Consider the following 21,191-nt stretch of genomic DNA (forward strand, 5'->3'; position numbering starts at 1 on the left):
AGGCGAAAAAAAACCACCCTCGGGTGGTTTTTTTATGCTTACGCGGTAACGCTGTTTTTGCTCAGCTGCGGGCTTTTCATCACCGGAATGGGCAACCAGGCGCGGATGCGTAAACCTCCCCGCTCGCTGGTATCGATATCCAGCGCGCCGTTGTGGTTATCAACAATACGCTGCACGATGGCAAGTCCCAGCCCGGTGCCGCTGGTGCTGCGGGCGCTGTCGCCGCGCACAAACGGCTGGAGCAGGTGTTTAAGCTGCTCGGGTTTAATGCCCGGCCCGTCATCTTCCACCTGGAACCAGGCGCGGTTGAGCTCGGTGCCGCTGCTCACTTTGATCCAGCCATTGCCATAGCGAGCGGCGTTGACCACCATGTTAGCGACGGCGCGTTTGATGGAAAGCGGATGGATACGCACCATAATTTCGCCGCTCTCCAGCGCTGTCTCAATTTCACGCTCATAGCCGCTTTCCGCGGCAATCACCTCGCCCAGCACCGCGTTGAGATCCGCCATCTCCAGCGGCATCTCCTGACCGGTGCGCAGGTAATCAATGAACTGTTCGATGATGGCGTTGCACTCTTCGATATCCTTGTTAATGGACTCGGCGAGGTAGCCGTCGCCTTCGCTCATCATCTCAGTAGCGAGGCGAATACGCGTCAGCGGCGTGCGCAGGTCATGGCTTACGCCCGCCATCAGCAAAGTGCGATCGTCCGCCAGCTGCTTCACCCCCGCCGCCATGTGGTTGAAGGCGCGCGTTACCGAGCGCACTTCAGAAGCGCCATACTCACGCAGCGGCGGCGGAATATTCCCCCGCCCTACCTGTAAGGCGGCGTGTTCCAGATCCACCAGCGGCCGGTTCTGAATGCGGATAAAGAGCCAGGCGCCGCCTATCGCCAACAGCATGATGGCAAGCGTGTAACGGAAGAGCGGCGAGAAGTCGCCCTGATGAATTTCCGTTAGCGGCACGCGTACCCAGATGTTGGGCGACAGCCAGGTTTTCAGCCACACCACCGGCGAGCTTTTGTTCACCTCGACGCGGACTTCTGTCGGGCCGCCAAGCTGCTGGGCCATCTGCTGACTTAAAAATTCGTAGTGCTGCGCCCAGCGCAAGCCCGCGTCCTCTGCCGCTTCGTTGGAATAGAGCGAAATGCCCAGTTCCCGGTAGATCTCCCGACGAAACGCCGGAGGCACCACCAGTTGCGTGCCATCTTCCAGCTGCAGTTTATCCGTCATCAGCATACGCACTTCGTAGGCGAGAACTTTATTAAACTGCTGAAGGCTCGGCAGAATAGCGAAGTTCAACACCACCAGGTACGTCGTCACCAGGCTGACGAACAGCAGAGTGATGATGAGCAGCAGCGTACGGGCAAAGGAGCTTCGGGGCGAGAAGCGCACTCGCTTCATGCTTTAGAACCGTCCGGCACAAAGACGTAGCCCAGTCCCCAGACGGTCTGGATATAGCGCGGATGCGCCGGATCCTCCTCCACCATGCGGCGCAGGCGGGAGATTTGCACGTCGATAGAGCGCTCCATGGCGCTGTATTCGCGACCGCGCGCCAGGTTCATCAGTTTGTCGCGGGAGAGCGGCTCGCGCGGATGGCTGACCAGCGCTTTCAGTACGGCGAATTCGCCGCTGGTAAGCGGCATCGGCTCATCCTCGCGGAACATTTCGCGGGTGCCCAAGTTGAGCTTGAATTTACCGAAGGCGATAACGGCCTCTTCCTGCGAAGGCGCGCCCGGCAGTTCGTTCGCCTGGCGACGCAGCACGGCGCGGATACGGGCCAGCAGCTCTCGCGGGTTGAAAGGTTTGGGAATATAGTCGTCGGCGCCGATTTCCAGCCCCACGATGCGATCCACCTCTTCCCCTTTTGCGGTGACCATGATTATCGGCATCGGGTTGCTCTGGCTGCGCAGACGGCGGCAGATAGAAAGCCCGTCTTCTCCTGGCAGCATCAGGTCGAGCACCATCAAATGGAAAGACTCGCGGGTCAGCAGTCGATCCATCTGCTCGGCGTTGGCTACGCTGCGAACCTGGAAGCCCTGTTCGGTGAGATAACGTTCCAGCAGCGCGCGCAGGCGCATATCGTCATCAACAACCAGAATCTTATAATTTTCTTGCATGTGTTTACTCCCAAAGGCTCGGACAGTGGTGGGCGTATTCTAAGAAACTGAGCGTCCACGGGGTGAATTAAATCTGGTATATATTCTAGCCTAAATTGTTACAAAGCATATTTAACAGCAGCTTAAATACGCGCTTTGTCATAAAGAGTAAGCTTCCTTGCGCTGCGTTGGGTATCGGAAAAGCGGAAAACTTGTTGGGAAGAGGGTACGCGAAGGGCAGCGGGAATCATATCAGTATCGTGACGTCGCAAGCGCGCCGCGTTGCCTGCGCGGCGCGGCTAAAAAAGCGCCGCCAGAGGCTGAGAAAAAGAGGCTGGGCAGAAAAGGTTGGTGAGGCAGGAGAAACGCCGGGAATGCGCGCAGGCCGTTTATTTCTCTTCAGATTGATAAATTCGCCCTGCTTTATTACGAATATAAACCGCGTTATCAAACCGAAATTCAGTGTCGCCGTTACGTGTTTTCGAAACCACCATCAGCAAGTTCTTATCTATGCAATTTTTGGGTGGCTTCATGTTATCAAAGCATAACCTGTCTTCGTTCTCCTCTTCCTGATAACCGTCGCCGAAAGAATAAATGTAATAAGTTAGGCGATCGGCGGGGTTGTCAGGCTTAAAATGGTATTTTGCTACGATACTTTCCTTATTTTGCAGCCACCATTCAATTTTGCTTGGTTCAGATAATGGTAACCGGTCAACGATGATCGAAGCTGTCCACTTATTACCATGGCCATCAATAACTTTCACGCCTCCCCGATTCAGGTAAAGATTCAGGCTCGTACCCATAACAATGAGAGCCGCCAGTACAAACACTATTTTTTTCATTAGCAGCCTCCTTCAAGGTCAATGATCGCTTCCATATTGGTAAAAAAGGGACAAAATCCGAAACGATTGAAACGTTGAAGAACAAACCATATCTTAAAAAACTGGAACTGCATAAATTTCTGTTTTTGAATGTCTTCAATACCGAGACCAAAATGGTCTTGCCCCTTGTATAAGATTCGCGCCCGCCAGTGCGTTCCTTTTACCTCCAGGCTGACTATATCGATACGTGTCGCATGAACATCATGTACTGAGATACCCATCCCATTGATTTTATCCAGTATCGGCAGATCAAACTTTGGCAAAACGCTTTGCTTGATATTGTTTGTAAGTTCAGCAAGTAAGCTTAATGGGTACCCCTTGTTTTCGTAATCTATATTCACGTCGATGATTTTTTTAATCGCAATCCGGGTACTGTTTTTTGAGTTATCACTAAGGATTTGATTACGGTAGGCCAAATCTAACCGTGCGTCGCGCCAGGGCGCGCCGGTGGAGCGATAAAGGTGCGTCAGCATCTGATTGATAAGCTGCCGGTAAGGCCCATAAAAAGCGAAAGGTAAAGAGGTGGTCTGGAGTTCTTCAAACAGTAATCTGGCGCACTCATGCGCGCTAAGCTGGCCGCCGTTGCTGTTGCCATATACGCCAGCAAAGCGCGACTGCGGCGTATTAAAAGGCGTTAATCGCGTCAGAGTATAAGGATCGACGACGTTCGATACCGCAGTGAGGCGGAATCTTTTTATAAGTTGTTCCTGAGATAAATCCCCGTAACGCATGTCATCCGCGCCAACATCATTAAAGCCGCGGCGTGTTTGATAAATCGTTAAGGGGAAGGTTGCCATTGCCATAAAATAACGTCCTGTTATTCACGTTCTGTTTGCACATTATCCGTGCTTATTTATTTGTTAAAGCATGATCTGGAATAACAAAGGGAGTTTTCCCAGTTAAGGCGTCTTTATTTTCCTCATAACGCTTTTCCCCGGATAAAGCAAAACAGATGAAAGTCGCTCGCCGCCCTGTTCGCTTTTGCAAACCGGGTTGCCGCTCGAACCGAAAACCGCCACGCCTGCGGCGCGCATTTCTTAACAGCGGCGCTTCCCTTTGTCGGCAGCGCTCGTTAAGGTACGCCGGTGCAAGGTTACTTTGGAAAATCCGCAGATGAAAACGCCCTTAATCACCCGCGAAGGCTATGAAAAGCTGAAAAAAGAGCTCGATTATCTCTGGCGCGAAGAGCGTCCGGAAGTCACAAAAAAAGTGACCTGGGCGGCAAGCCTTGGCGACCGAAGCGAAAATGCCGACTACCAGTACAACAAAAAGCGGCTGCGGGAAATTGACCGCCGCGTCCGCTACCTCACCAAATGTCTGGAGCAGCTTAAAATCGTCGATTACTCGCCGCAGCAGGAAGGCAAAGTCTTCTTTGGCGCCTGGGTGGAAGTGGAAAACGACGACGGCGACGTAAAGCGCTTTCGCATCGTCGGTTATGACGAAATTTTCGGCCGCAAAGATTACATCTCTATCGACTCCCCGATGGCGCGCGCGCTGCTGAAAAAAGAGCCTGGCGACGTGGCGACCGTTCAGACCCCGGCAGGCCTTGCCACCTGGTATGTGAACGAGATCGAATACGTTAAATAATCCTGCGCCACAGAAGTGTCCGATTCCTCCCCCCGGCGCGGCTGTGGCTGGCATTTTCCCCGCTCAATCCGTATAACTGTGCCCTGACTTTTCGTACTCAACAGATGACATTGCCATGATGAATGATTCGCTCAGCCGCATTATCGCCGGCGAACTTCAGGCCAGGACGGAACAGGTAGAAGCTGCCGTTCGCCTGCTTGATGAAGGGAACACCGTGCCGTTTATCGCACGTTATCGTAAGGAAGTGACGGGCGGCCTGGACGACACGCAGCTGCGCCAGCTTGAAACGCGTCTGGGCTACCTGCGCGAACTGGAAGAGCGTCGCCAGGCTATTCTGAAATCTATCGCCGAGCAGGGCAAACTCACCGACGACCTCTCCGCTGCCATCAACGGCACGCTCAGCAAAACCGAACTCGAAGACCTCTACCTTCCCTTCAAACCGAAGCGCCGCACCCGCGGGCAGATAGCCATCGAAGCAGGCCTCGAGCCGCTGGCGGATCTGCTGTGGAACGACCCGTCCCACGAGCCGGAGACGGAAGCGGCGAAATTCATCAACGCCGATAATGGCGTGGCCGATACCAAAGCGGCGCTCGACGGCGCGCGTTATATCCTGATGGAGCGTTTCGCGGAAGACGCGACGCTGCTGGCTCGCGTTCGCGACTATTTGTGGAAGAACGCGCACCTCGTTGCAACCGTAGTGCCGGGCAAAGAGGAAGAAGGCGCCAAATTCCGCGACTATTTCGCCCATCACGAACCGATCTCTACGGTGCCGTCGCACCGCGCGCTGGCGATGTTCCGCGGACGCAACGAAGGCGTTTTACAGCTTTCCCTGAATGCCGACCCGCAGTTTGACGAGCCGCCGCGCGAAAGCCACTGCGAGCAGATCATCATTGACCACCTCGGCCTGCGCCTGAACAACGCCCCGGCGGATAGCTGGCGCAAAGGCGTCGTCAGTTGGACATGGCGCATCAAGGTGCTGATGCATCTGGAAACCGAGCTGATGAGCACCGTGCGCGAGCGCGCGGAAGAGGAAGCCATTAATGTCTTCGCCCGCAACCTGCACGATCTGCTGATGGCCGCGCCGGCGGGCCTGCGCGCCACCATGGGCCTTGATCCAGGCCTGCGCACCGGCGTGAAGGTGGCGGTAGTGGACGCCACCGGCAAGCTGGTCGCCACCGATACGGTTTATCCGCACACCGGACAGGCGGCGAAAGCGGCGGTAGTCGTGGCCGCGCTGTGTGAAAAACATAACGTGGAGCTGGTCGCCATCGGTAACGGCACCGCGTCGCGTGAAACCGAACGTTTCTTCCTTGACGTGCAGAAGCAGTTCCCGAAAGTGACGGCGCAGAAAGTGATCGTTAGCGAAGCGGGCGCTTCTGTTTACTCCGCCTCCGAACTGGCGGCGCAGGAGTTTCCGGGCCTTGATGTCTCCTTACGCGGCGCGGTTTCCATCGCCCGCCGTCTGCAGGACCCGCTGGCGGAGCTGGTAAAAATCGACCCGAAATCCATCGGCGTGGGCCAGTATCAGCATGACGTGAGCCAGAGCCAGCTTGCCCGCAAGCTCGACGCAGTAGTGGAAGACTGTGTGAACGCCGTGGGCGTTGACCTCAACACCGCCTCGGTGCCGCTGCTGACCCGCGTAGCGGGACTGACGCGCATGATGGCGCAGAATATCGTTGCCTGGCGCGACGAGAACGGGCAGTTCCGCAACCGCCAGCAGTTGCTGAAAGTTAGCCGCCTCGGGCCGAAAGCATTTGAGCAGTGCGCCGGATTCCTGCGCATCAATCACGGCGACAACCCGCTCGACGCATCCACCGTTCACCCGGAGGCTTACCCGGTGGTGGAGCGCATCCTGGCGGCGACCGAGCAGTCTTTGCGCGACCTGATGGGCAACAGCAATGCGCTGCGTAACGTGAAGGCGGTGGATTTCACCGATGAGCGTTTCGGCGTGCCGACGGTAACCGACATCATCAAAGAGCTGGAAAAACCGGGCCGCGACCCGCGTCCGGAATTTAAAACCGCGCAGTTCGCCGAAGGAGTGGAGACAATGAACGATCTCCAGCCTGGCATGGTGCTGGAAGGCGCGGTAACCAACGTCACCAATTTCGGCGCGTTTGTTGATATCGGCGTACATCAGGATGGCCTGGTGCATATCTCTTCTCTTGCCGATAAGTTCGTAGACGATCCGCATAAAGTGGTGAAAGCGGGCGATATCGTGAAGGTGAAAGTGCTGGAGGTAGACCTGCAACGCAAGCGTATTGCGCTGACCATGCGTCTGGATGAACAGCCTGGCGAAGGCAACGCCCGTCGCGGCGGCGGCAATAGCCGTGAGCAGGGCAATCGTCCCGCGCAAAACCGCAAGCCGCCGCGCGACAACGCCGCCAGCGGCAACAGCGCGATGAGCGACGCGCTCGCCGCGGCGTTTGGCAAGAAGCGGTAAACGCCGCGGTCTCTTCCCTGTGCCAGGGAGGCGGCGGAAATGAGAAGTGCAAGGCGGATGGCGATTTCACCAAAGCGTTGCATGACCATGTCGCTTCTCATCCTGTGAATGTGTAAAGGGGGCTTACTGCCCCCTTTACCCTTTCGGTTCCCGGCAGAAGGCTGGCCGAAGCCCCCCGCTTACGAATTGGTTTCCTGTTATCTGCACGAATAAACGTAGCGCCGCTCGCCCATTTTTTGACCAGGAATCGGCGCCACGGCTACAACCGATAATGACTCAATAAAAGTAACGGCAATAAAGAACGGTATGAAATAACCATCACGTTTTTGTCGCGACTGCCGCTGACATTTCCAGCCGTCGCTATTCTCTCATTCGAATAACAGATGAAACCAAATAATAACATTCAGGCTAAAAATGTAATTATTGGGCGACTTAATCCAGGCTAATACATTGAAAAGTAATAATTAAAATAAAAAAGGTAAAATATTCAGCCGCTTATTTTCTCTTTTTTGCGCCAGAACAAATAAACCGTAAATAAGCGCCCTTTCGCTTTATCGGAGCGTTGAAGATAAAAACCATTATCATTATCATCCTGCCATATAAATCGATTCCCTTCTCCTGCGTGATTACCGGCTTATTGTCGGCTGCCGGTCATGCCGAAAAGCCCGTCCGCAACTGAAAGATAAGTAGGCTTTATGCGATTCACTCTTAACAGCACGTGGAAAATTACCGGCTTCGCGCCAGCCATCAGCCCGGCATATCGTCAAAAACTGCTGTCGCTGGGCATGTTGCCAGGCTCTTCTTTTAACGTGGTGCGCGTGGCGCCGCTTGGCGACCCCATTCATATTGAAACCCGACGCGTAAATCTGGTGCTGAGAAAAAAAGATCTGGCGCTGTTGCAGGTTGAAGCCGCCTGACGGCGACCCGTTATTGAGTTCACGCTACTATGAAAAAGTTAACCATTGGCTTAATTGGCAACCCTAACTCCGGCAAAACCACCCTTTTCAACCAGCTGACCGGCGCGCGCCAGCGCGTGGGAAACTGGGCAGGCGTGACGGTCGAGCGTAAAGAGGGGTTTTTCTCCACCCTTGAGCATCACGTCACCCTGGTGGACCTGCCGGGCACCTACTCGCTCACCACTATCTCTTCTCAAACGTCGCTGGATGAGCAGATCGCCTGTCATTACATTCTTGGCGGCGAAGCGGATATGCTCATCAACGTGGTAGACGCCTCGAACCTTGAGCGCAACCTCTATCTCACGCTACAGCTGCTGGAGCTCGGCATTCCCTGCGTGGTAGCGCTTAACATGCTCGATATTGCCGAAAAGCAAAATATCCATATCGATATCGACGCGCTGGCCGCCCGCCTGGGCTGCCCGGTGGTGCCGCTGGTCTCCACCCGCGCCCGCGGCATCGAAAGCCTCAGGCTCGCCATTGACCGCCAGCCGCAAAACCTGCCTGTTGAGCTGGTGCGCTACCCCGCCCCGCTGCTGCGCGAAGCCGATGCGCTGGCAGCCGTTATGCCGGGCGAGCTGCCGCCGCGCCAGCGCCGCTGGCTGGGCCTGCAAATGCTGGAAGGCGACATCTACAGCCGCGCGTTTGCAGGCAAAGCGGAAAGCCTGCTCCCCGCCGCGCAGGCGCGTCTTGCTGACGAGCTGGACGACCCGGCGCTGCTTATCGCCGACGCGCGCTACCAGAGCATCGCCGCCATCTGCGATGCGGTCAGCAACAGCCTCACCGCCGAGCCGCACCGCCTGACCGTGGCGATGGACAAAATTATCCTCAACCGCGTTCTCGGCCTGCCGGTCTTTTTGCTAGTGATGTACCTGATGTTTTTACTGGCGATTAATATCGGCGGCGCACTGCAGCCCATCTTCGACGCCGGCTCCGTCGCCCTGTTTATTCATGGCCTGCAATGGGTAGGATACACGCTCCACTTTCCGGACTGGCTGACCATTTTCCTCGCTCAGGGGATTGGCGGCGGCATTAATACCGTCCTGCCGCTGGTGCCGCAGATTGGCATGATGTACCTCTTCCTCTCTTTTCTGGAAGACTCCGGCTATATGGCCCGCGCGGCGTTTGTCATGGACCGCCTGATGCAGTCGCTGGGGCTGCCGGGCAAATCCTTCGTGCCGCTGATTGTCGGGTTTGGCTGCAATGTTCCTTCGGTGATGGGCGCCCGCACGCTTGACGCGCCGCGCGAAAGACTGATGACGGTGATGATGGCGCCCTTTATGTCCTGCGGCGCGCGGCTGGCGATTTTCGCCGTCTTCGCCGCCGCCTTTTTTGGCCAGCAGGGGGCGCTGGTGGTCTTCTCGCTTTATCTGCTCGGCATCGTCATGGCGATTCTCACCGGTCTCATGCTGAAACACACCATCATGCGCGGCGAAGCCACGCCGTTCGTGATGGAACTGCCGGTTTACCATGTGCCGCATCTGAAAAGCCTGCTGCTGCAAACCTGGCAGCGCCTGAAAGCCTTCACCCTGCGCGCAGGGAAAGTGATTGTGGTGGTAAGCGTTTTCATTGGCGCGCTAAACAGTTTCTCTTTCAGCGGCAAACCGGTAAATAACATTAACGACTCCGCGCTGGCCTCAGTAAGCCAGGCGCTGACGCCGCTGCTCCAGCCGATTGGCGTGCAGGACGATAACTGGCAGGCGACGGTCGGCCTGTTCACCGGCGCGATGGCGAAAGAGGTTGTCGTCGGCACGCTGAACACCCTCTACACCGCAGAAAACATCCATGAAGATGCCTTCGACGCGACGACGTTCAACCTGGCGGAAGAATTAAAGAGCGCGGTCCGGGAAACCGGGCAAAGTCTCAAAGAGACCTTCAGCCTGAGCGTGCTCGCTAACCCCATTGAAGCAAGCAAAGGCGACGGCGAGATGGCGACGGGGGCGATGGGCGTCATGAGCAGCAAATTTGGCAGCGAAGCGGCCGCCTACAGCTATCTCATCTTTGTGCTGCTTTATATCCCCTGCATTTCCGTGATGGGCGCTATTGCCCGTGAATCGAGCCGCGGCTGGATGGGCTTCTCCATCCTGTGGGGGCTGAATGTGGCTTACTCGCTGGCAACGCTCTTCTACCAGAGCGTGACGTTTCATCAACATCCGCAGTACAGCCTGATTTGCATTCTGGCGGTGGCGCTGTTTAACGCCCTGCTGTTGACTGGGCTGCGACGCGTCCGCAGCCGTGTGGATATCTCACTGCTTGCCCGCCGCCGTACGCCTGCCGCCTGCTGCGAAAGCCCGGCAGGCGAGTGCCACTAAGGAGGCGCGATGGCGAGCCTGGTTGACATACGCGATCTGCTGGCGCTCCAGGGGCGCATGGAGGCGCAGCGCATCGGCAAGATGCTGGCGCTGCCCCTGCCCCGGGTGGCGGCAATGCTGGCGCAGCTGGAAAGAATGGGCAAAGCGCAAAGGGTGCAGGCGGAGCCGGACGCCTGCCTCAGCGGCAGTTGCAAAGGTTGTCCGCAGAGCCAGGGCTGCCAGCGCGAGCTGTGGATGCTAACGCATTAAAAAGGCGGGTCGCCCCGCCTTTTTTTATTTATACACGTCCGCCGTAGCGTGAATATCCTGCCCCGGTTTCTGCGCGCTGATGACAACATAATACTTGCCGCCCATCGCATCGGCCTTTTTCGACAGGTCCTGTCTGGCATCCATCGGCGCCGTGGCGTCGTCCGTAACAATGGTGCCGATTTTGGTCAGATTCATCTCTTTCACTTTCTCTTTCTGAATCTCTTCCGCCGCCAGCGCGCCGAAGGAAACAGAACCGATAAACAAAGCCGTAGTTACGCCAGTGATGATTTTCATAGCCATGACTCTCCTGAAAACAATCGAAGGAGTAAAAGATACCGACGCAGGACAGGCGCAGACTCCTTTTGCCCCTGCCCTGACTACCTCGTAAACGTCAGCAGCCAGTTACCTTTTAAGTATTACCGGCGGGCGCGCTTAAGCAGTCGTATTTTTATAAAAATGGTGAAGAAAATTCTCGTAAGGCCAGACAAAATTCCGCCGGGTGCGAAATGAACGGGGCGTGCGCCGCCTTTGGAAACACCAGAGAATCGCTTTGCGGCCAGGCTTCGTCTAATAAGGCTGCGACGTTGCGCGGCACCAGCCCATCGAGCCTGCCGTAAATACGCAAAAACGGCAGCGAAAGCGCGCCGAGCGGCTCGCGCAAATCAACGGTTTTCAGGATCTCAAGCCCGCCGTCCAGCACCTCCGCCTTCGGCATCGGCTGAGCCAGCACCACCGCCTTAAGCGTACGGGCATCCTGTCGCGCCGTTTCCGTGCCGAGCGTTTGCAGCGCCAGGAAGCGCTCTACCGTGCGCTGAAAATCTTCGCGCAGCTGCCGCTGGAATCCGGCCAGCACATCGGCTTTGATGCCAGGCCATTCGCCATGGGCGCTGAAACAGGGCGATGACGCCACGGTCACCAGCGCCTGCACGCGCTGCGGATGTGTAAGCGCAATCTGGCTCGCCACCAGCCCGCCCAGGCTCCAGCCAAGCCACACGGCCCGCTCCGGGGCCTGACGCAGTACGATTTCCGCCATTGCGTCAAGCGAAAGCGCGCCAAAGCCCTGGCTTCTGCCAAAGCCCGGCAGGTCTACCAGGTGCAGCGTAAAATGCGAGCTTAATTCCTCAGAAATGCAATGCCACACTTCGGCGTTCAGCCCCCATCCGTGCAGCAGCACAAGATGACAATTTCCCTTCCCTTTGGTCTGCCACCAGATGTCGTTCATCCGTTACTCTTCTCATGATTGATGTACAAGGAGGTCGTCATGCTAACAATACCGGGGATATGTTGGCTATGCCGGATGCCGCTTGCCCGTTCGGGCTGGGGGGTCTGCTCGCGCTGCGCCAGGAGCCTGAAATCGCCGCCTCACTGCCCGCAGTGCGGTTTACCTGCCGCGCACAGCCGGTTGCCGTGCGGGCGCTGTTTGCAAAAGCCGCCGCCGTGGCAGCGGCTGGTGTATATCAGCGATTACGCCGCGCCGTTGAGTTCGCTGGTGCACAGGCTCAAATTTCAGCGCCAGACCGCGCTTGCCGCCGCACTGGCGCGCCTGTTGCTGCTGAACGTGTTGCAGGAAAGGAGAACGGCAGGGCTGCCGCCGGCAGACAGGATTATTAGCGTGCCGCTGCATCGCCGCCGCGCCTGGCGCCGCGGTTATAACCAGAGCGATTTGCTCGCCAGCTGGCTGGCGCGCTGGCTTGGCTGTCAGTATGAAGCCCGCGCCGTCAGCCGGGTGCGCGCAACGGACATTCAACATCATCTGAGCGCCCGTCTGCGCCGACGGAACCTGAAAAACGCCTTCCGGCTTGAATTGCCGGTTAAAGGACTCCATATCGTTATTGTGGATGATGTCGTTACGACCGGCAGTACGGTCGCCCAAATCGCGCGCCTGCTTTTGCAGCACGGCGCGGCGACTGTCCAGGTATGGTGCCTGTGTCGAACCTTGTAGAGCCTCGATGATGGGCGTATTATAACCGACTAAAATAGTCAACTATTAGGCCATTGTTATGATCCGTATTTCCGATGCTGCCCAATCACACTTTGCCAAACTGCTGGCAAATCAGGAAGAAGGGACGCAAATCCGCGTGTTCGTCATCAACCCAGGCACCCCGAATGCCGAATGCGGCGTTTCTTATTGCCCGCCGGACGCCGTGGAAGCAACGGACACTGCCCTGAAATTCGACCAGCTTACCGCTTACGTGGATGAGCTGAGCGCCCCGTATCTGGAAGATGCGGAAATCGATTTCGTGACCGACCAGCTCGGGTCCCAGCTGACGCTGAAAGCGCCTAACGCCAAAATGCGTAAAGTTTCTGACGATGCCCCGCTGATGGAGCGCGTCGAGTACCTGCTGCAGTCGCAGATCAACCCGCAACTGGCAGGCCATGGCGGTCGTGTCACGCTGATGGAAATCACCGATGAAGGCTACGCCATTCTGCAGTTCGGCGGCGGCTGCAACGGTTGCTCCATGGTGGACGTGACGCTGAAAGAAGGTATTGAGAAACAGCTGCTGAATGAGTTCCCGGAACTGAAAGGCGTGCGCGATCTCACCGAGCACCAGCGCGGCGAGCACTCTTACTACTAACAGAGCGCGGCTGTAGATGGCGAGCGCTGTTGCGCTTGCCTTACCGCACCTTTAACGCCAGGGTGGCTAAGCGCAGCGCCATCCACCTTTACCCCCGGCGTCCAGTTATAAAAAAGCCCGCATTGCGCGGGCTTTTTTTTATTTCTTGCGCTTACCGGCAGGCGGGCTCGCCATCGCCGCTTTTTTACGGCGATTATCGAGATCCTTTATCAGCCGGTTAACGCCCTCATCGGCGAACATCTGCTCAAGGCTTGTCGAGAGTTTGCGCCGCCAGTTTTTATACTGGTAGCTGGTGCCGGGGATGTTCACCGGCTCCGCCATATCCAGCCAGTCCTCCGGTTGCAGGCCAAGCAGCGCGCTGTTGCTGTCGGCGATGTAGCGTTGCAGCCCGCGGTTTAGCGTGGCGGTCATCTTCATTAACGACGCGTTATGTCCGGTTCGCTTCGGCAGGCAGCCATATTTATGCAGGCTTTCCAGCAGGCCCTGTTTGGCGCGCTCGCGATCTTCATACAAGCCGTGCAGCACTTCGGCATCCGGATACAGGCCAAGCGTTTTGCCAAGCGTCAGGTCGCCGCTTTCCCAGTAGCCGCGCAGTGTCGGCAGATCATGGGTGGTGGCGACCGCCATTGACTGCACCGGCCAGGCTTTCGGCGCGCGGAACTGCTTCTCGTGGTCATTCTCGAAATAGAGCACCTTGTAAGAGTAAACGCCGGTGCTGCGCAGCTTGCCGACAATTTCCGCCGGCACGGTGCCGAGATCTTCGCCGATAACCATACAGCGATGACGCTGGCTTTCCAGCGCCAGGATAGCGAGCAAATCGTCTACCGGATAGTGCACATAGGCGCCTTTATCCGCCGTCTCGCCGTAGGGGATCCACCACAGGCGCAACATCGACATAACGTGGTCGATGCGCAGCGCGCCGCAGTTCTTCATATTAGCGCGCAGCAGCTCAACAAAAGGCTCGTAGCCGCGCGCGGCAATAATGTGCGGATCCATCGGCGGCAGACCCCAGTTCTGCCCAAGCGGCCCGAGAATATCCGGCGGCGCGCCGACGGACGCTTTCAGGCAATAGAGTTCCCGATCGCGCCAGGTTTCCGCGCCCCCTTCCGCTACGCCTACCGCAAGGTCGCGATAAAGGCCTATCGGCATCTCATGCTGTTGACTGGTCTGCCAGCAGTCGGCGAACTGGGTGTAAGCCAGCCATTGCAGCCAGAGGTAAAAATTAACCTCATCAGCCTGCGCTTCGCAAAACGCGTTGACTTCCGGGCTGTGAATATCCCGGTAAGCCTCGGGCCAGACAGGCCAGCCCCAGCGCATTTTGTCCTCTTTCATCTGCGCGGCGTGCAGCGCGTCGAACGCCGCCTGCCAGTAAAGGCTCTCCCCCTGCCCGGCGACAAAAGCGTGAAACGCCAGGGCCTGCTCATCCTCCTCGCTGCGGGTGGAAAAGCGTTTCCACGCCATATGCAGCGCGGTGAGTTTTAGCGCCGTGACGGTGGCGTAATCCACCCACTGCGCGTCGCGGGCCGCCTGCAGCGATTGCTGCGTGGTAGGAAGCCGCCACCAGGCCTGCGCCTCTTCGCTTAAGTGGAAATCTTCCACCGCGTTCACGTCGATATAAATTACGTTGAGCCAGCGGCGGGAAGAGGGGCTGTAGGGGCTGGCACTTTCCGGGTTCGCCGGGTAAAGCGCGTGGATCGGGTTGAGGCCGATAAACGCCCCGCCCCGCTCGCCGACTTCCGCCAGCATCTTTTTCAGATCGCCAAAATCGCCGATCCCCCAGTTGGCCTCTGAGCGCAGCGTGTAAAGTTGCACGCAGGCGCCCCAGAGTTTCTTGCCGTCCAGCAGCGGCTGCGGTTCATAACAGCGCTTAGGCGCGACGATGACCCGGCATTCCCAGCGCTTTTTCTGCTGCGTCAGCGTGAGCGTGTGATAGCCCAGCGGCAGACGCGTGGGCAGGACAAGCGTTTCACCGCCTTTCGCCTCGCCGGTGTGCTGCTGCCCCTGTTCGGTGGCGAGCAGCCACTGATAGTCCCCTTTCCCCTCGAGGGAAAACTGCATCCGGTTGCCCCGGATGAACACTTTCACATTTGGCACCGGCGTCGCCGCCACGCGTTTATTCGCGCTGACGGCGGTACGGTTCATCGCGTCCAGCAAACGCTGCTTGGTTTCAGCGCCAATAGCCTGCGGTTTGCCGTGCGCATTGATGTAGCTCGCTGCAATGCCCGCTCCCAGAGCGGCATTATCCAGGCGTTTGCTATCCATGAATTATCCTTAGCGTTTCGCCTGCCAGATACGTTGTTGATAATCGCGAATCGACCGGTCCGAGCTGAACATGCCGCAACGCGCCGTGTTGAGTATAGCCGCGCGCGTCCAGGCTTCCTCATCGCGATAGAGCACATCCACCTCCCGCTGCGCCTTCACATAGGCGCTGAAATCCGCCATGACCAGGTAAGGATCGCCGCCCTGTTTGTCCATGCTGCGCAGCATAAGGTCGAACGCATGTTTGTCGCCGTCGCTGTAAACGCCCTTTTCAAGCTCTTTAAGGACTGCGTCGAGCAGCTTGTCTTTTTTGCGCCATTTCACCGGGTCGTAGCCTTTGGCCTTAAGCGCTTTCACCTCTTCCACGGTATGGCCGAAAATAAAAATGTTCTCTTCGCCAACCTGTTCGGCAATTTCAACGTTGGCGCCATCCAGCGTGCCGACAGTCAACGCGCCGTTTAGCGCCAGCTTCATGTTGCCAGTGCCGGACGCTTCTTTGCCTGCGGTGGAGATTTGCTCGGAAAGGTCCGCCGCCGGAATCATCTTCTCCGCTACCGACACGTTGTAATCCGGCAGGAAAACCACCTTCAGCTTGTCGCCCACGAGCGGGTCGTTGTTTACCGCTTCCGCCACTTTATTAATGGCGAAGATAATGTTTTTCGCCAGGTAGTAGCCCGGCGCCGCTTTTGCGCCGAACAGGAACACGCGAGGCACGCGGTCCGCCTGCGGGTTCTCGCGGATCTCTTTATACAGCGCGAGGATATGCAGCAGGTTAAGGTGCTGGCGTTTGTATTCGTGCAGGCGCTTAATTTGCACGTCGAAGATAGCATTCGGGTTAATTTCTATGCCGGTGCGGGCTTTCACAAAAGCCGCCAGGCGAACTTTGTTTTCCTGCTTAATGGCGCGGTAAGCCTTGCGGAAAGCCGCGTCGTCGGCATACTTCTCCAGCCCTGACAGCGCATCGAGGTCGTTCACCCACTCTTTTTTCAGCGTTTTATCAATCAGCGCCGCCAGCGCTGGGTTGCACTGCTTAATCCAGCGTCGAGGGGTAATGCCGTTGGTGACGTTATGGAATTTGTTCGGCCAGAGCGTGTGATATTCCGGGAAGAGATCTTTCACCACCAGATCGGAGTGCAGCGCCGCCACGCCGTTTACCGCAAAGCCGCTGACCACGCACAGGTTCGCCATGCGCACCTGGTTGGCATGCACCACCGCCAGTTTCGCCCATACGGTTTCATCGTTCGGCCAGGTCTTCTGCACCAGCTTCTTAAAGCGGGCGTTAATCTCTTTGATGATTTGCATGTGGCGCGGCAGCAGCGTGCGCACCAGGCGTTCGTCCCAGGTCTCCAGCGCTTCCGGCATCAGCGTATGGTTGGTGTAAGCGAACGTTTTGCTGGTGATAGCCCAGGCCTCATCCCAGCTTAACTGGTGTTCATCGATAAGGACGCGCAGCAGTTCGGGAATCGCGATGGTGGGGTGCGTATCGTTAAGCTGGATAACTTCATAGTCCGCCAGATCGTGCAGATTACGCCCCGCCAGGTGATGACGACGCAGGATATCCGCAACCGAACAAGCGCACTGGAAATATTGCTGCATCAGGCGCAGCTTTTTACCGGCCAGATGGTTGTCGTTCGGGTAGAGCACTTTGGTGAGCTTATCGGCGTCGATGCCCTGCTGCTCCGCCTTCAGGAAGTCGCCGTCGTTAAAGCGCGTGAGATCGAATGGATGCGCGTGCGTGGCCTGCCACAGGCGCAGCGGCTGCGTCACGCCGTTGCGATAACCTATCACCGGCAAATCCCATGCCTGGCCGGTAATGATGAAACCAGGCTGCCAGCGCGACGTTTTGCCTTCTTTCACCACCTTGCCGCCGATGCCTACCTGCACATCCAGCTGTTCATTGTGGCGAAACCACGGATAGCTGCCGCGATGCCAGTCGTCCGGCGCCTCCATCTGCTTGCCGTCATCAAAGGACTGGCGGAACAGGCCGTACTGATAGTTCAGGCCGTAACCGGTGGCGGGCTGGCCGACGGTCGCCATCGAATCCAAAAAGCAGGCGGCGAGGCGGCCAAGCCCGCCGTTGCCGAGCGCCGGATCGATCTCCTCTTCCAGCAAATCGCTCAGGTTAACATCATGGGCCTCAAGCAGTCCTGCAACCTGCGAATACCATCCAAGATTCAACAAGTTATTACCGGTCAGGCGACCAATCAGGAATTCCATGGAAATGTAATTAACGTGGCGCTGAGCAGAGGCGTTGTTTACCGCAGGCTGCGCGGCGAGCATTTCCGCCAGCGCGCCGCTTACCGCGTGCCACCACTGGCGCGTGGTCATTTCCTTTGCAGACGTTAAACCAAACTGCTGCCACTGGCGCGTCAGGGCGGCCTGGAATTGTTCTTCGTTAAAAATAGGCTGTGACATAGGGAATCGGGATCCTGTAGCAAAATAAACATCTTTTTTAGTAGTGTGCCGCGCCCCTTGGCTAACTTCCTCATCCTGCCAGGTATTAGACGGGGAGGAGTAGCGGGGAGTAGCGAAAACTGTGATCGGCGGCACTTAAAGCCGCCCGGAACGGCAAAAAACCGTGCAAATCATCACTCCGGAAACACCAAAAAATAGCGCTCTTCTTTGCTGACGCGCCCTGCGCTTATTTCTTTTTAAGGATGGATGAAAAAGGCAAAAAATGGACCTAAACATTTACGTTTTATTTTTATGAAATAACGTTTTGAAAAACATTTAATGAACGGAAATAATTAATCACCGTTTTAAATAAAGTAAGTAGAATTTACTGATTTCAGAAAATTGATTGTTTTTGCATCAGTAAATACGCAAATAGCGGTAATCTGGTGGCGCGAAGTCTTTATTCTCCCTTTGCCCATAACGACCCACATTGCGCGCCAGGCCGCACCAGACGGCGCTTTGCTACTATCGGGTGAGATTTATTGAACTAATAAATAGAAGTGTGACAGAGAGCAACTTTAGGCTCTCAGAAACCGGACATAACTTGCAATAATTCCCGTTCTGAACGACCTTATAATCAGCATTAATTACGAGGCACAAAAAAATTCTCCATTCCTCCTGATTCCTGCACAGTGAAGTGACCGATTATGTTGATACCGTCTAAATTAAGTCGCCCGGTTCGTCTGGAGCACACCGTAGTACGCGACCGTCTGCTGGCTAAATTATCCGGCGCCAACAATTATCGTCTGGCGCTGATTACCAGCCCGGCCGGATACGGTAAAACAACGCTGGTCTCCCAGTGGGCCGCAGGTAAAAACGAGCTGGGCTGGTACTCGCTTGACGAAGGCGATAATCAGCAGGAACGTTTTGCCAGCTATCTCATTGCCGCCGTGCAACAGGCGACGGGCGGACACTGTGTCAGCAGCGAGGTGATGGCGCAAAAGCGCCAGTACGCCAGCCTCTCATCGCTTTTCTCGCAACTCTTTATCGAGCTTGCGCAGTGGGAGCGTCCGCTCTATCTGGTGATAGACGACTACCACCTCATCTCTAACCCGGTTATCCACGAGGCGATGCGCTTTTTCCTGCGTCATCAGCCGGAAAACCTGACGCTGGTGGTGCTCTCACGCAATCTGCCGCAGCTTGGCATCGCTAACCTGCGCGTACGCGACCAGCTGCTGGAAATCGGCAGCCAGCAGCTCGCTTTTACGCACCAGGAGGCGAAACAGTTTTTCGACTGCCGCCTGAACGCCCCTATCGAGCCTGCTGAAAGCAGCCGCCTGTGCGACGATGTGGCTGGCTGGGCCACCGCTCTGCAGCTTATCGCCCTGTCGGCGCGCCAGAGCGCCAGTTCCGCGCATCACTCCGCACGCCGCCTGGCGGGCATTAACGCTTCCCACCTCTCCGATTATCTGGTGGATGAAGTGCTGGATAACGTAGATGACAGCACGCGCCAGTTCCTGCTGAAAAGCTCGCTGCTGCGCTCGATGAACGACGCGCTGATCGTGCGCGTAACGGGTGAAGAGAACGGCCAGATGCGGCTGGAAGAGATTGAACGCCAGGGATTGTTTTTGCAGCGCATGGACGACTCGGGCGAATGGTTTAGCTATCACCCGCTGTTTGGCGGCTTTTTACGCCAGCGTTGTCAGTGGGAACTGGCAACAGAGCTGCCGGATATTCATCGTGCGGCGGCGGAAAGCTGGATGGCGCAAGGCTTCCCGAGCGAGGCGATTCATCACGCGCTGGCGGCGGGCGATTCCCGCATGCTGCGCGATATTCTGCTTAATCATGCGTGGGGGCTGTTTAACCACAGCGAGCTGGCGCTGCTTGAAGAGTCGCTCAAGGCGCTGCCGTGGGAGAGCCTGCTCGCTAATCCCAAGCTGGTGCTGTTGCAGGCCTGGCTGATGCAAAGCCAGCATCGTTATAGCGAAGTGAATACGTTGCTGGCGCGCGCCGAACAGGAGATGCATGAGGCGATGGACGAAACGCTGCATGGCGAGTTCAACGCCCTGCGCGCGCAGGTCGCCATCAACGACGGCGACCCGGAAGAGGCGGAGCGGCTGGCGATGATCGCGCTCGACACCCTGCCGCTGGCGAGTTTTTACAGCCGCATCGTGGCGACCTCGGTGCACGGCGAAGTGCTGCACTGCAAAGGCGAACTCACGAGATCGCTCTCGACGATGCAGCAAACGGAGCAGATGGCGCGCCGACACGACGTCTGGCATTACGCGCTCTGGAGTCTTATCCAGCAAAGCGAAATTCTTTTCGCCCAGGGCTTTTTGCAGGCCGCCTGGGAGACGCAGGATAAAGCCTTCACGCTTATCCGCGAGCAGCATCTTGAGCAACTGCCGCTGCATGAATTTTTGCTGCGCATTCGCGCACAATTGCTGTGGGCCTGGTCGCGCCTTGATGAAGCCGAAGCGTCGGCGCGCATGGGCATGGACGTGCTGTCGGGCTATCAGCCGCAGCAGCAGCTTCAGTGCCTGGCGCTGCTCGTGCAGTGTTCGCTGGCGCGCGGGGATCTCGACAACGCTCGCAGCCACCTGAATCGCCTGGAAAACCTGCTTGGCAATGGCCCTTACCACACAGACTGGGTGTCGAACGCCGATAAGGTTCGCGTCATTTACTGGCAGATGACGGGGGATAAAAAATCGGCCGCCAACTGGCTGCGTCAGACGCCGAAACCCGCTTTCGCGAATAATCATTTTTTGCAAAGCCAGTGGCGCAACATCGCCCGGGTGCAGATCCTGCTTGGCGATTACGACCCGGCGGAGATGGTGCTGGAAGAGCTGAACGAAAACGCCCGCGGCCTGCGGCTGATGAGCGACATCAACCGCAACCTGCTGCTGCTTAACCAGCTCTACTGGCAGGCAGGACGCAAGAGCGACGCCCAGCGGGTGCTGATGGAAGCGCTGACGCTCGCCAACCGCACCGGCTTCATCAGCCACTTTGTGATTGAGGGCGAAGCGATGGCGCAGCAGCTTCGCCAGCTCATTCAGCTCAATACGCTGCCGGAGCTGGAGCAACACCGCGCGCAGCGCATTTTGCGTGAAATTAACCAGCATCATCGCCATAAATTCGCCCATTTCGACGAGAGCTTTGTTAACCGCCTGCTGACGCACCCGGAGGTGCCGGAGCTTATCCGCACCAGCCCGCTTACCCAGCGCGAATGGCAGGTGCTGGGGCTGATTTATTCCGGCTACAGCAACGATCAGATAGCCGGCGAGCTTGAAGTGGCGGCGACCACCATCAAGACGCACATCCGCAACCTGTACCAGAAGCTCGGCGTAGCGCACCGCCAGGATGCCGTACAGCATGCCCAGCAGTTGCTAAAGATGATGGGGTATGGGGTTTAACGGTATCCCGCTGCATAGCGAATAAAGGGAGT

General features: G+C 57.1%; 16 protein-coding genes. 8 read left to right on the forward strand and 8 right to left on the reverse strand.

Features of this window, described 5'->3' with window-relative positions; all coding sequences use genetic code 11:
- Window positions 1-38: 38 nt before the first annotated feature.
- The 4 genes from envZ to ACU4F7_RS20425 form a co-directional block, all read right to left on the reverse strand.
- Window positions 39-1,400 (reverse strand): two-component system sensor histidine kinase EnvZ, encoded by a 1,362-nt coding sequence (gene envZ / locus ACU4F7_RS20410; RefSeq protein ID WP_024558205.1) that lies wholly within the window; start codon window positions 1,398-1,400, stop codon window positions 39-41.
- Window positions 1,397-2,116, reverse strand: a complete 720-nt coding sequence (gene ompR, locus ACU4F7_RS20415; protein ID WP_001157751.1) for an osmolarity response regulator transcription factor OmpR — start codon at window positions 2,114-2,116, stop codon at window positions 1,397-1,399. The genes envZ and ompR overlap by 4 nt, the downstream gene beginning before the upstream one ends.
- A gap of 368 nt (window positions 2,117-2,484) precedes the next feature.
- Window positions 2,485-2,937, reverse strand: a complete 453-nt coding sequence (locus ACU4F7_RS20420; RefSeq protein WP_481637647.1) for a DUF943 family protein — start codon at window positions 2,935-2,937, stop codon at window positions 2,485-2,487.
- On the reverse strand, window positions 2,937-3,779 hold the full coding sequence (locus tag ACU4F7_RS20425; RefSeq protein ID WP_481637648.1) for a DUF3289 family protein: 843 nt from the start codon (window positions 3,777-3,779) through the stop codon (window positions 2,937-2,939). Before ACU4F7_RS20425 ends, ACU4F7_RS20420 begins: the two co-directional genes overlap by 1 nt.
- A gap of 310 nt (window positions 3,780-4,089) precedes the next feature.
- Here ACU4F7_RS20425 and greB point away from each other — a divergent pair, with 310 nt between their 5' ends.
- The 5 genes from greB (at window position 4,090) to feoC (ending at window position 10,517) form a co-directional block, all read left to right on the forward strand.
- On the forward strand, window positions 4,090-4,563 hold the full coding sequence (greB, locus tag ACU4F7_RS20430) for a transcription elongation factor GreB (RefSeq protein WP_029590569.1): 474 nt from the start codon (window positions 4,090-4,092) through the stop codon (window positions 4,561-4,563).
- Between the two features lie 115 nt (window positions 4,564-4,678).
- The gene (locus tag ACU4F7_RS20435; protein ID WP_481637649.1) at window positions 4,679-7,003 is read left to right on the forward strand and encodes a Tex family protein; all 2,325 of its coding nucleotides are present in this window, start codon (window positions 4,679-4,681) and stop codon (window positions 7,001-7,003) included.
- Window positions 7,004-7,698: 695 nt separating this feature from the next.
- The gene (gene feoA, locus ACU4F7_RS20440; RefSeq protein WP_024557015.1) at window positions 7,699-7,920 is read left to right on the forward strand and encodes a ferrous iron transporter A; all 222 of its coding nucleotides are present in this window, start codon (window positions 7,699-7,701) and stop codon (window positions 7,918-7,920) included.
- 29 nt (window positions 7,921-7,949) lie between these two features.
- Complete coding sequence (feoB, locus tag ACU4F7_RS20445) at window positions 7,950-10,268, forward strand: Fe(2+) transporter permease subunit FeoB (protein ID WP_481637650.1); 2,319 nt, start codon at window positions 7,950-7,952, stop codon at window positions 10,266-10,268.
- Window positions 10,269-10,277: 9 nt separating this feature from the next.
- A complete protein-coding gene (gene feoC / locus ACU4F7_RS20450) occupies window positions 10,278-10,517 on the forward strand; it encodes a [Fe-S]-dependent transcriptional repressor FeoC (protein WP_481637651.1) in 240 nt (79 codons plus the stop codon).
- Window positions 10,518-10,541: 24 nt separating this feature from the next.
- Here the strand turns inward: feoC and ACU4F7_RS20455 are convergent, their stop codons facing one another.
- Complete coding sequence (locus ACU4F7_RS20455) at window positions 10,542-10,811, reverse strand: YdgH/BhsA/McbA-like domain containing protein (protein ID WP_481638759.1); 270 nt, start codon at window positions 10,809-10,811, stop codon at window positions 10,542-10,544.
- 154 nt (window positions 10,812-10,965) lie between these two features.
- Complete coding sequence (bioH, locus tag ACU4F7_RS20460; RefSeq protein ID WP_029590574.1) at window positions 10,966-11,739, reverse strand: pimeloyl-ACP methyl ester esterase BioH; 774 nt, start codon at window positions 11,737-11,739, stop codon at window positions 10,966-10,968.
- A gap of 39 nt (window positions 11,740-11,778) precedes the next feature.
- On the opposite strand from bioH, the gene gntX reads away from it, so the two are divergent.
- Together gntX and nfuA are read left to right on the forward strand one after the other, a co-directional pair.
- The gene (gene gntX, locus ACU4F7_RS20465) at window positions 11,779-12,459 is read left to right on the forward strand and encodes a DNA utilization protein GntX (protein ID WP_481637652.1); all 681 of its coding nucleotides are present in this window, start codon (window positions 11,779-11,781) and stop codon (window positions 12,457-12,459) included.
- A 58-nt stretch (window positions 12,460-12,517) separates the two neighbouring features.
- A complete protein-coding gene (nfuA, locus tag ACU4F7_RS20470) occupies window positions 12,518-13,093 on the forward strand; it encodes a Fe-S biogenesis protein NfuA (RefSeq protein ID WP_024554015.1) in 576 nt (191 codons plus the stop codon).
- Between the two features lie 138 nt (window positions 13,094-13,231).
- On the opposite strand, the gene malQ is transcribed toward nfuA, so the two are convergent.
- Both malQ and malP read right to left on the reverse strand, forming a co-directional pair.
- The gene (malQ, locus tag ACU4F7_RS20475; protein ID WP_481637653.1) at window positions 13,232-15,355 is read right to left on the reverse strand and encodes a 4-alpha-glucanotransferase; all 2,124 of its coding nucleotides are present in this window, start codon (window positions 15,353-15,355) and stop codon (window positions 13,232-13,234) included.
- A 9-nt stretch (window positions 15,356-15,364) separates the two neighbouring features.
- The gene (gene malP, locus ACU4F7_RS20480; protein ID WP_481637654.1) at window positions 15,365-17,767 is read right to left on the reverse strand and encodes a maltodextrin phosphorylase; all 2,403 of its coding nucleotides are present in this window, start codon (window positions 17,765-17,767) and stop codon (window positions 15,365-15,367) included.
- 686 nt (window positions 17,768-18,453) lie between these two features.
- Here malP and malT point away from each other — a divergent pair.
- A complete protein-coding gene (gene malT, locus ACU4F7_RS20485) occupies window positions 18,454-21,159 on the forward strand; it encodes an HTH-type transcriptional regulator MalT (protein ID WP_481637655.1) in 2,706 nt (901 codons plus the stop codon).
- The last annotated feature ends 32 nt before the right edge of the window (window positions 21,160-21,191 follow it).

Source organism: Franconibacter pulveris, assembly GCF_056780215.1.

What these genes read in the sequence shown, in the direction of transcription:
- envZ (WP_024558205.1), bottom strand. Translation starts at nt 1,400, where the DNA reads ATGAAGCGAGTGCGCTTCTCGCCCCGAAGCTCCTTTGCCCGTACGCTG.
- ompR (WP_001157751.1), bottom strand. Translation starts at nt 2,116, where the DNA reads ATGCAAGAAAATTATAAGATTCTGGTTGTTGATGACGATATGCGCCTG.
- ACU4F7_RS20420 (WP_481637647.1), bottom strand. Translation starts at nt 2,937, where the DNA reads ATGAAAAAAATAGTGTTTGTACTGGCGGCTCTCATTGTTATGGGTACG.
- ACU4F7_RS20425 (WP_481637648.1), bottom strand. Translation starts at nt 3,779, where the DNA reads ATGGCAATGGCAACCTTCCCCTTAACGATTTATCAAACACGCCGCGGC.
- greB (WP_029590569.1), top strand. Translation starts at nt 4,090, where the DNA reads ATGAAAACGCCCTTAATCACCCGCGAAGGCTATGAAAAGCTGAAAAAA.
- ACU4F7_RS20435 (WP_481637649.1), top strand. Translation starts at nt 4,679, where the DNA reads ATGATGAATGATTCGCTCAGCCGCATTATCGCCGGCGAACTTCAGGCC.
- feoA (WP_024557015.1), top strand. Translation starts at nt 7,699, where the DNA reads ATGCGATTCACTCTTAACAGCACGTGGAAAATTACCGGCTTCGCGCCA.
- feoB (WP_481637650.1), top strand. Translation starts at nt 7,950, where the DNA reads ATGAAAAAGTTAACCATTGGCTTAATTGGCAACCCTAACTCCGGCAAA.
- feoC (WP_481637651.1), top strand. Translation starts at nt 10,278, where the DNA reads ATGGCGAGCCTGGTTGACATACGCGATCTGCTGGCGCTCCAGGGGCGC.
- ACU4F7_RS20455 (WP_481638759.1), bottom strand. Translation starts at nt 10,811, where the DNA reads ATGAAAATCATCACTGGCGTAACTACGGCTTTGTTTATCGGTTCTGTT.
- bioH (WP_029590574.1), bottom strand. Translation starts at nt 11,739, where the DNA reads ATGAACGACATCTGGTGGCAGACCAAAGGGAAGGGAAATTGTCATCTT.
- gntX (WP_481637652.1), top strand. Translation starts at nt 11,779, where the DNA reads ATGCTAACAATACCGGGGATATGTTGGCTATGCCGGATGCCGCTTGCC.
- nfuA (WP_024554015.1), top strand. Translation starts at nt 12,518, where the DNA reads ATGATCCGTATTTCCGATGCTGCCCAATCACACTTTGCCAAACTGCTG.
- malQ (WP_481637653.1), bottom strand. Translation starts at nt 15,355, where the DNA reads ATGGATAGCAAACGCCTGGATAATGCCGCTCTGGGAGCGGGCATTGCA.
- malP (WP_481637654.1), bottom strand. Translation starts at nt 17,767, where the DNA reads ATGTCACAGCCTATTTTTAACGAAGAACAATTCCAGGCCGCCCTGACG.
- malT (WP_481637655.1), top strand. Translation starts at nt 18,454, where the DNA reads ATGTTGATACCGTCTAAATTAAGTCGCCCGGTTCGTCTGGAGCACACC.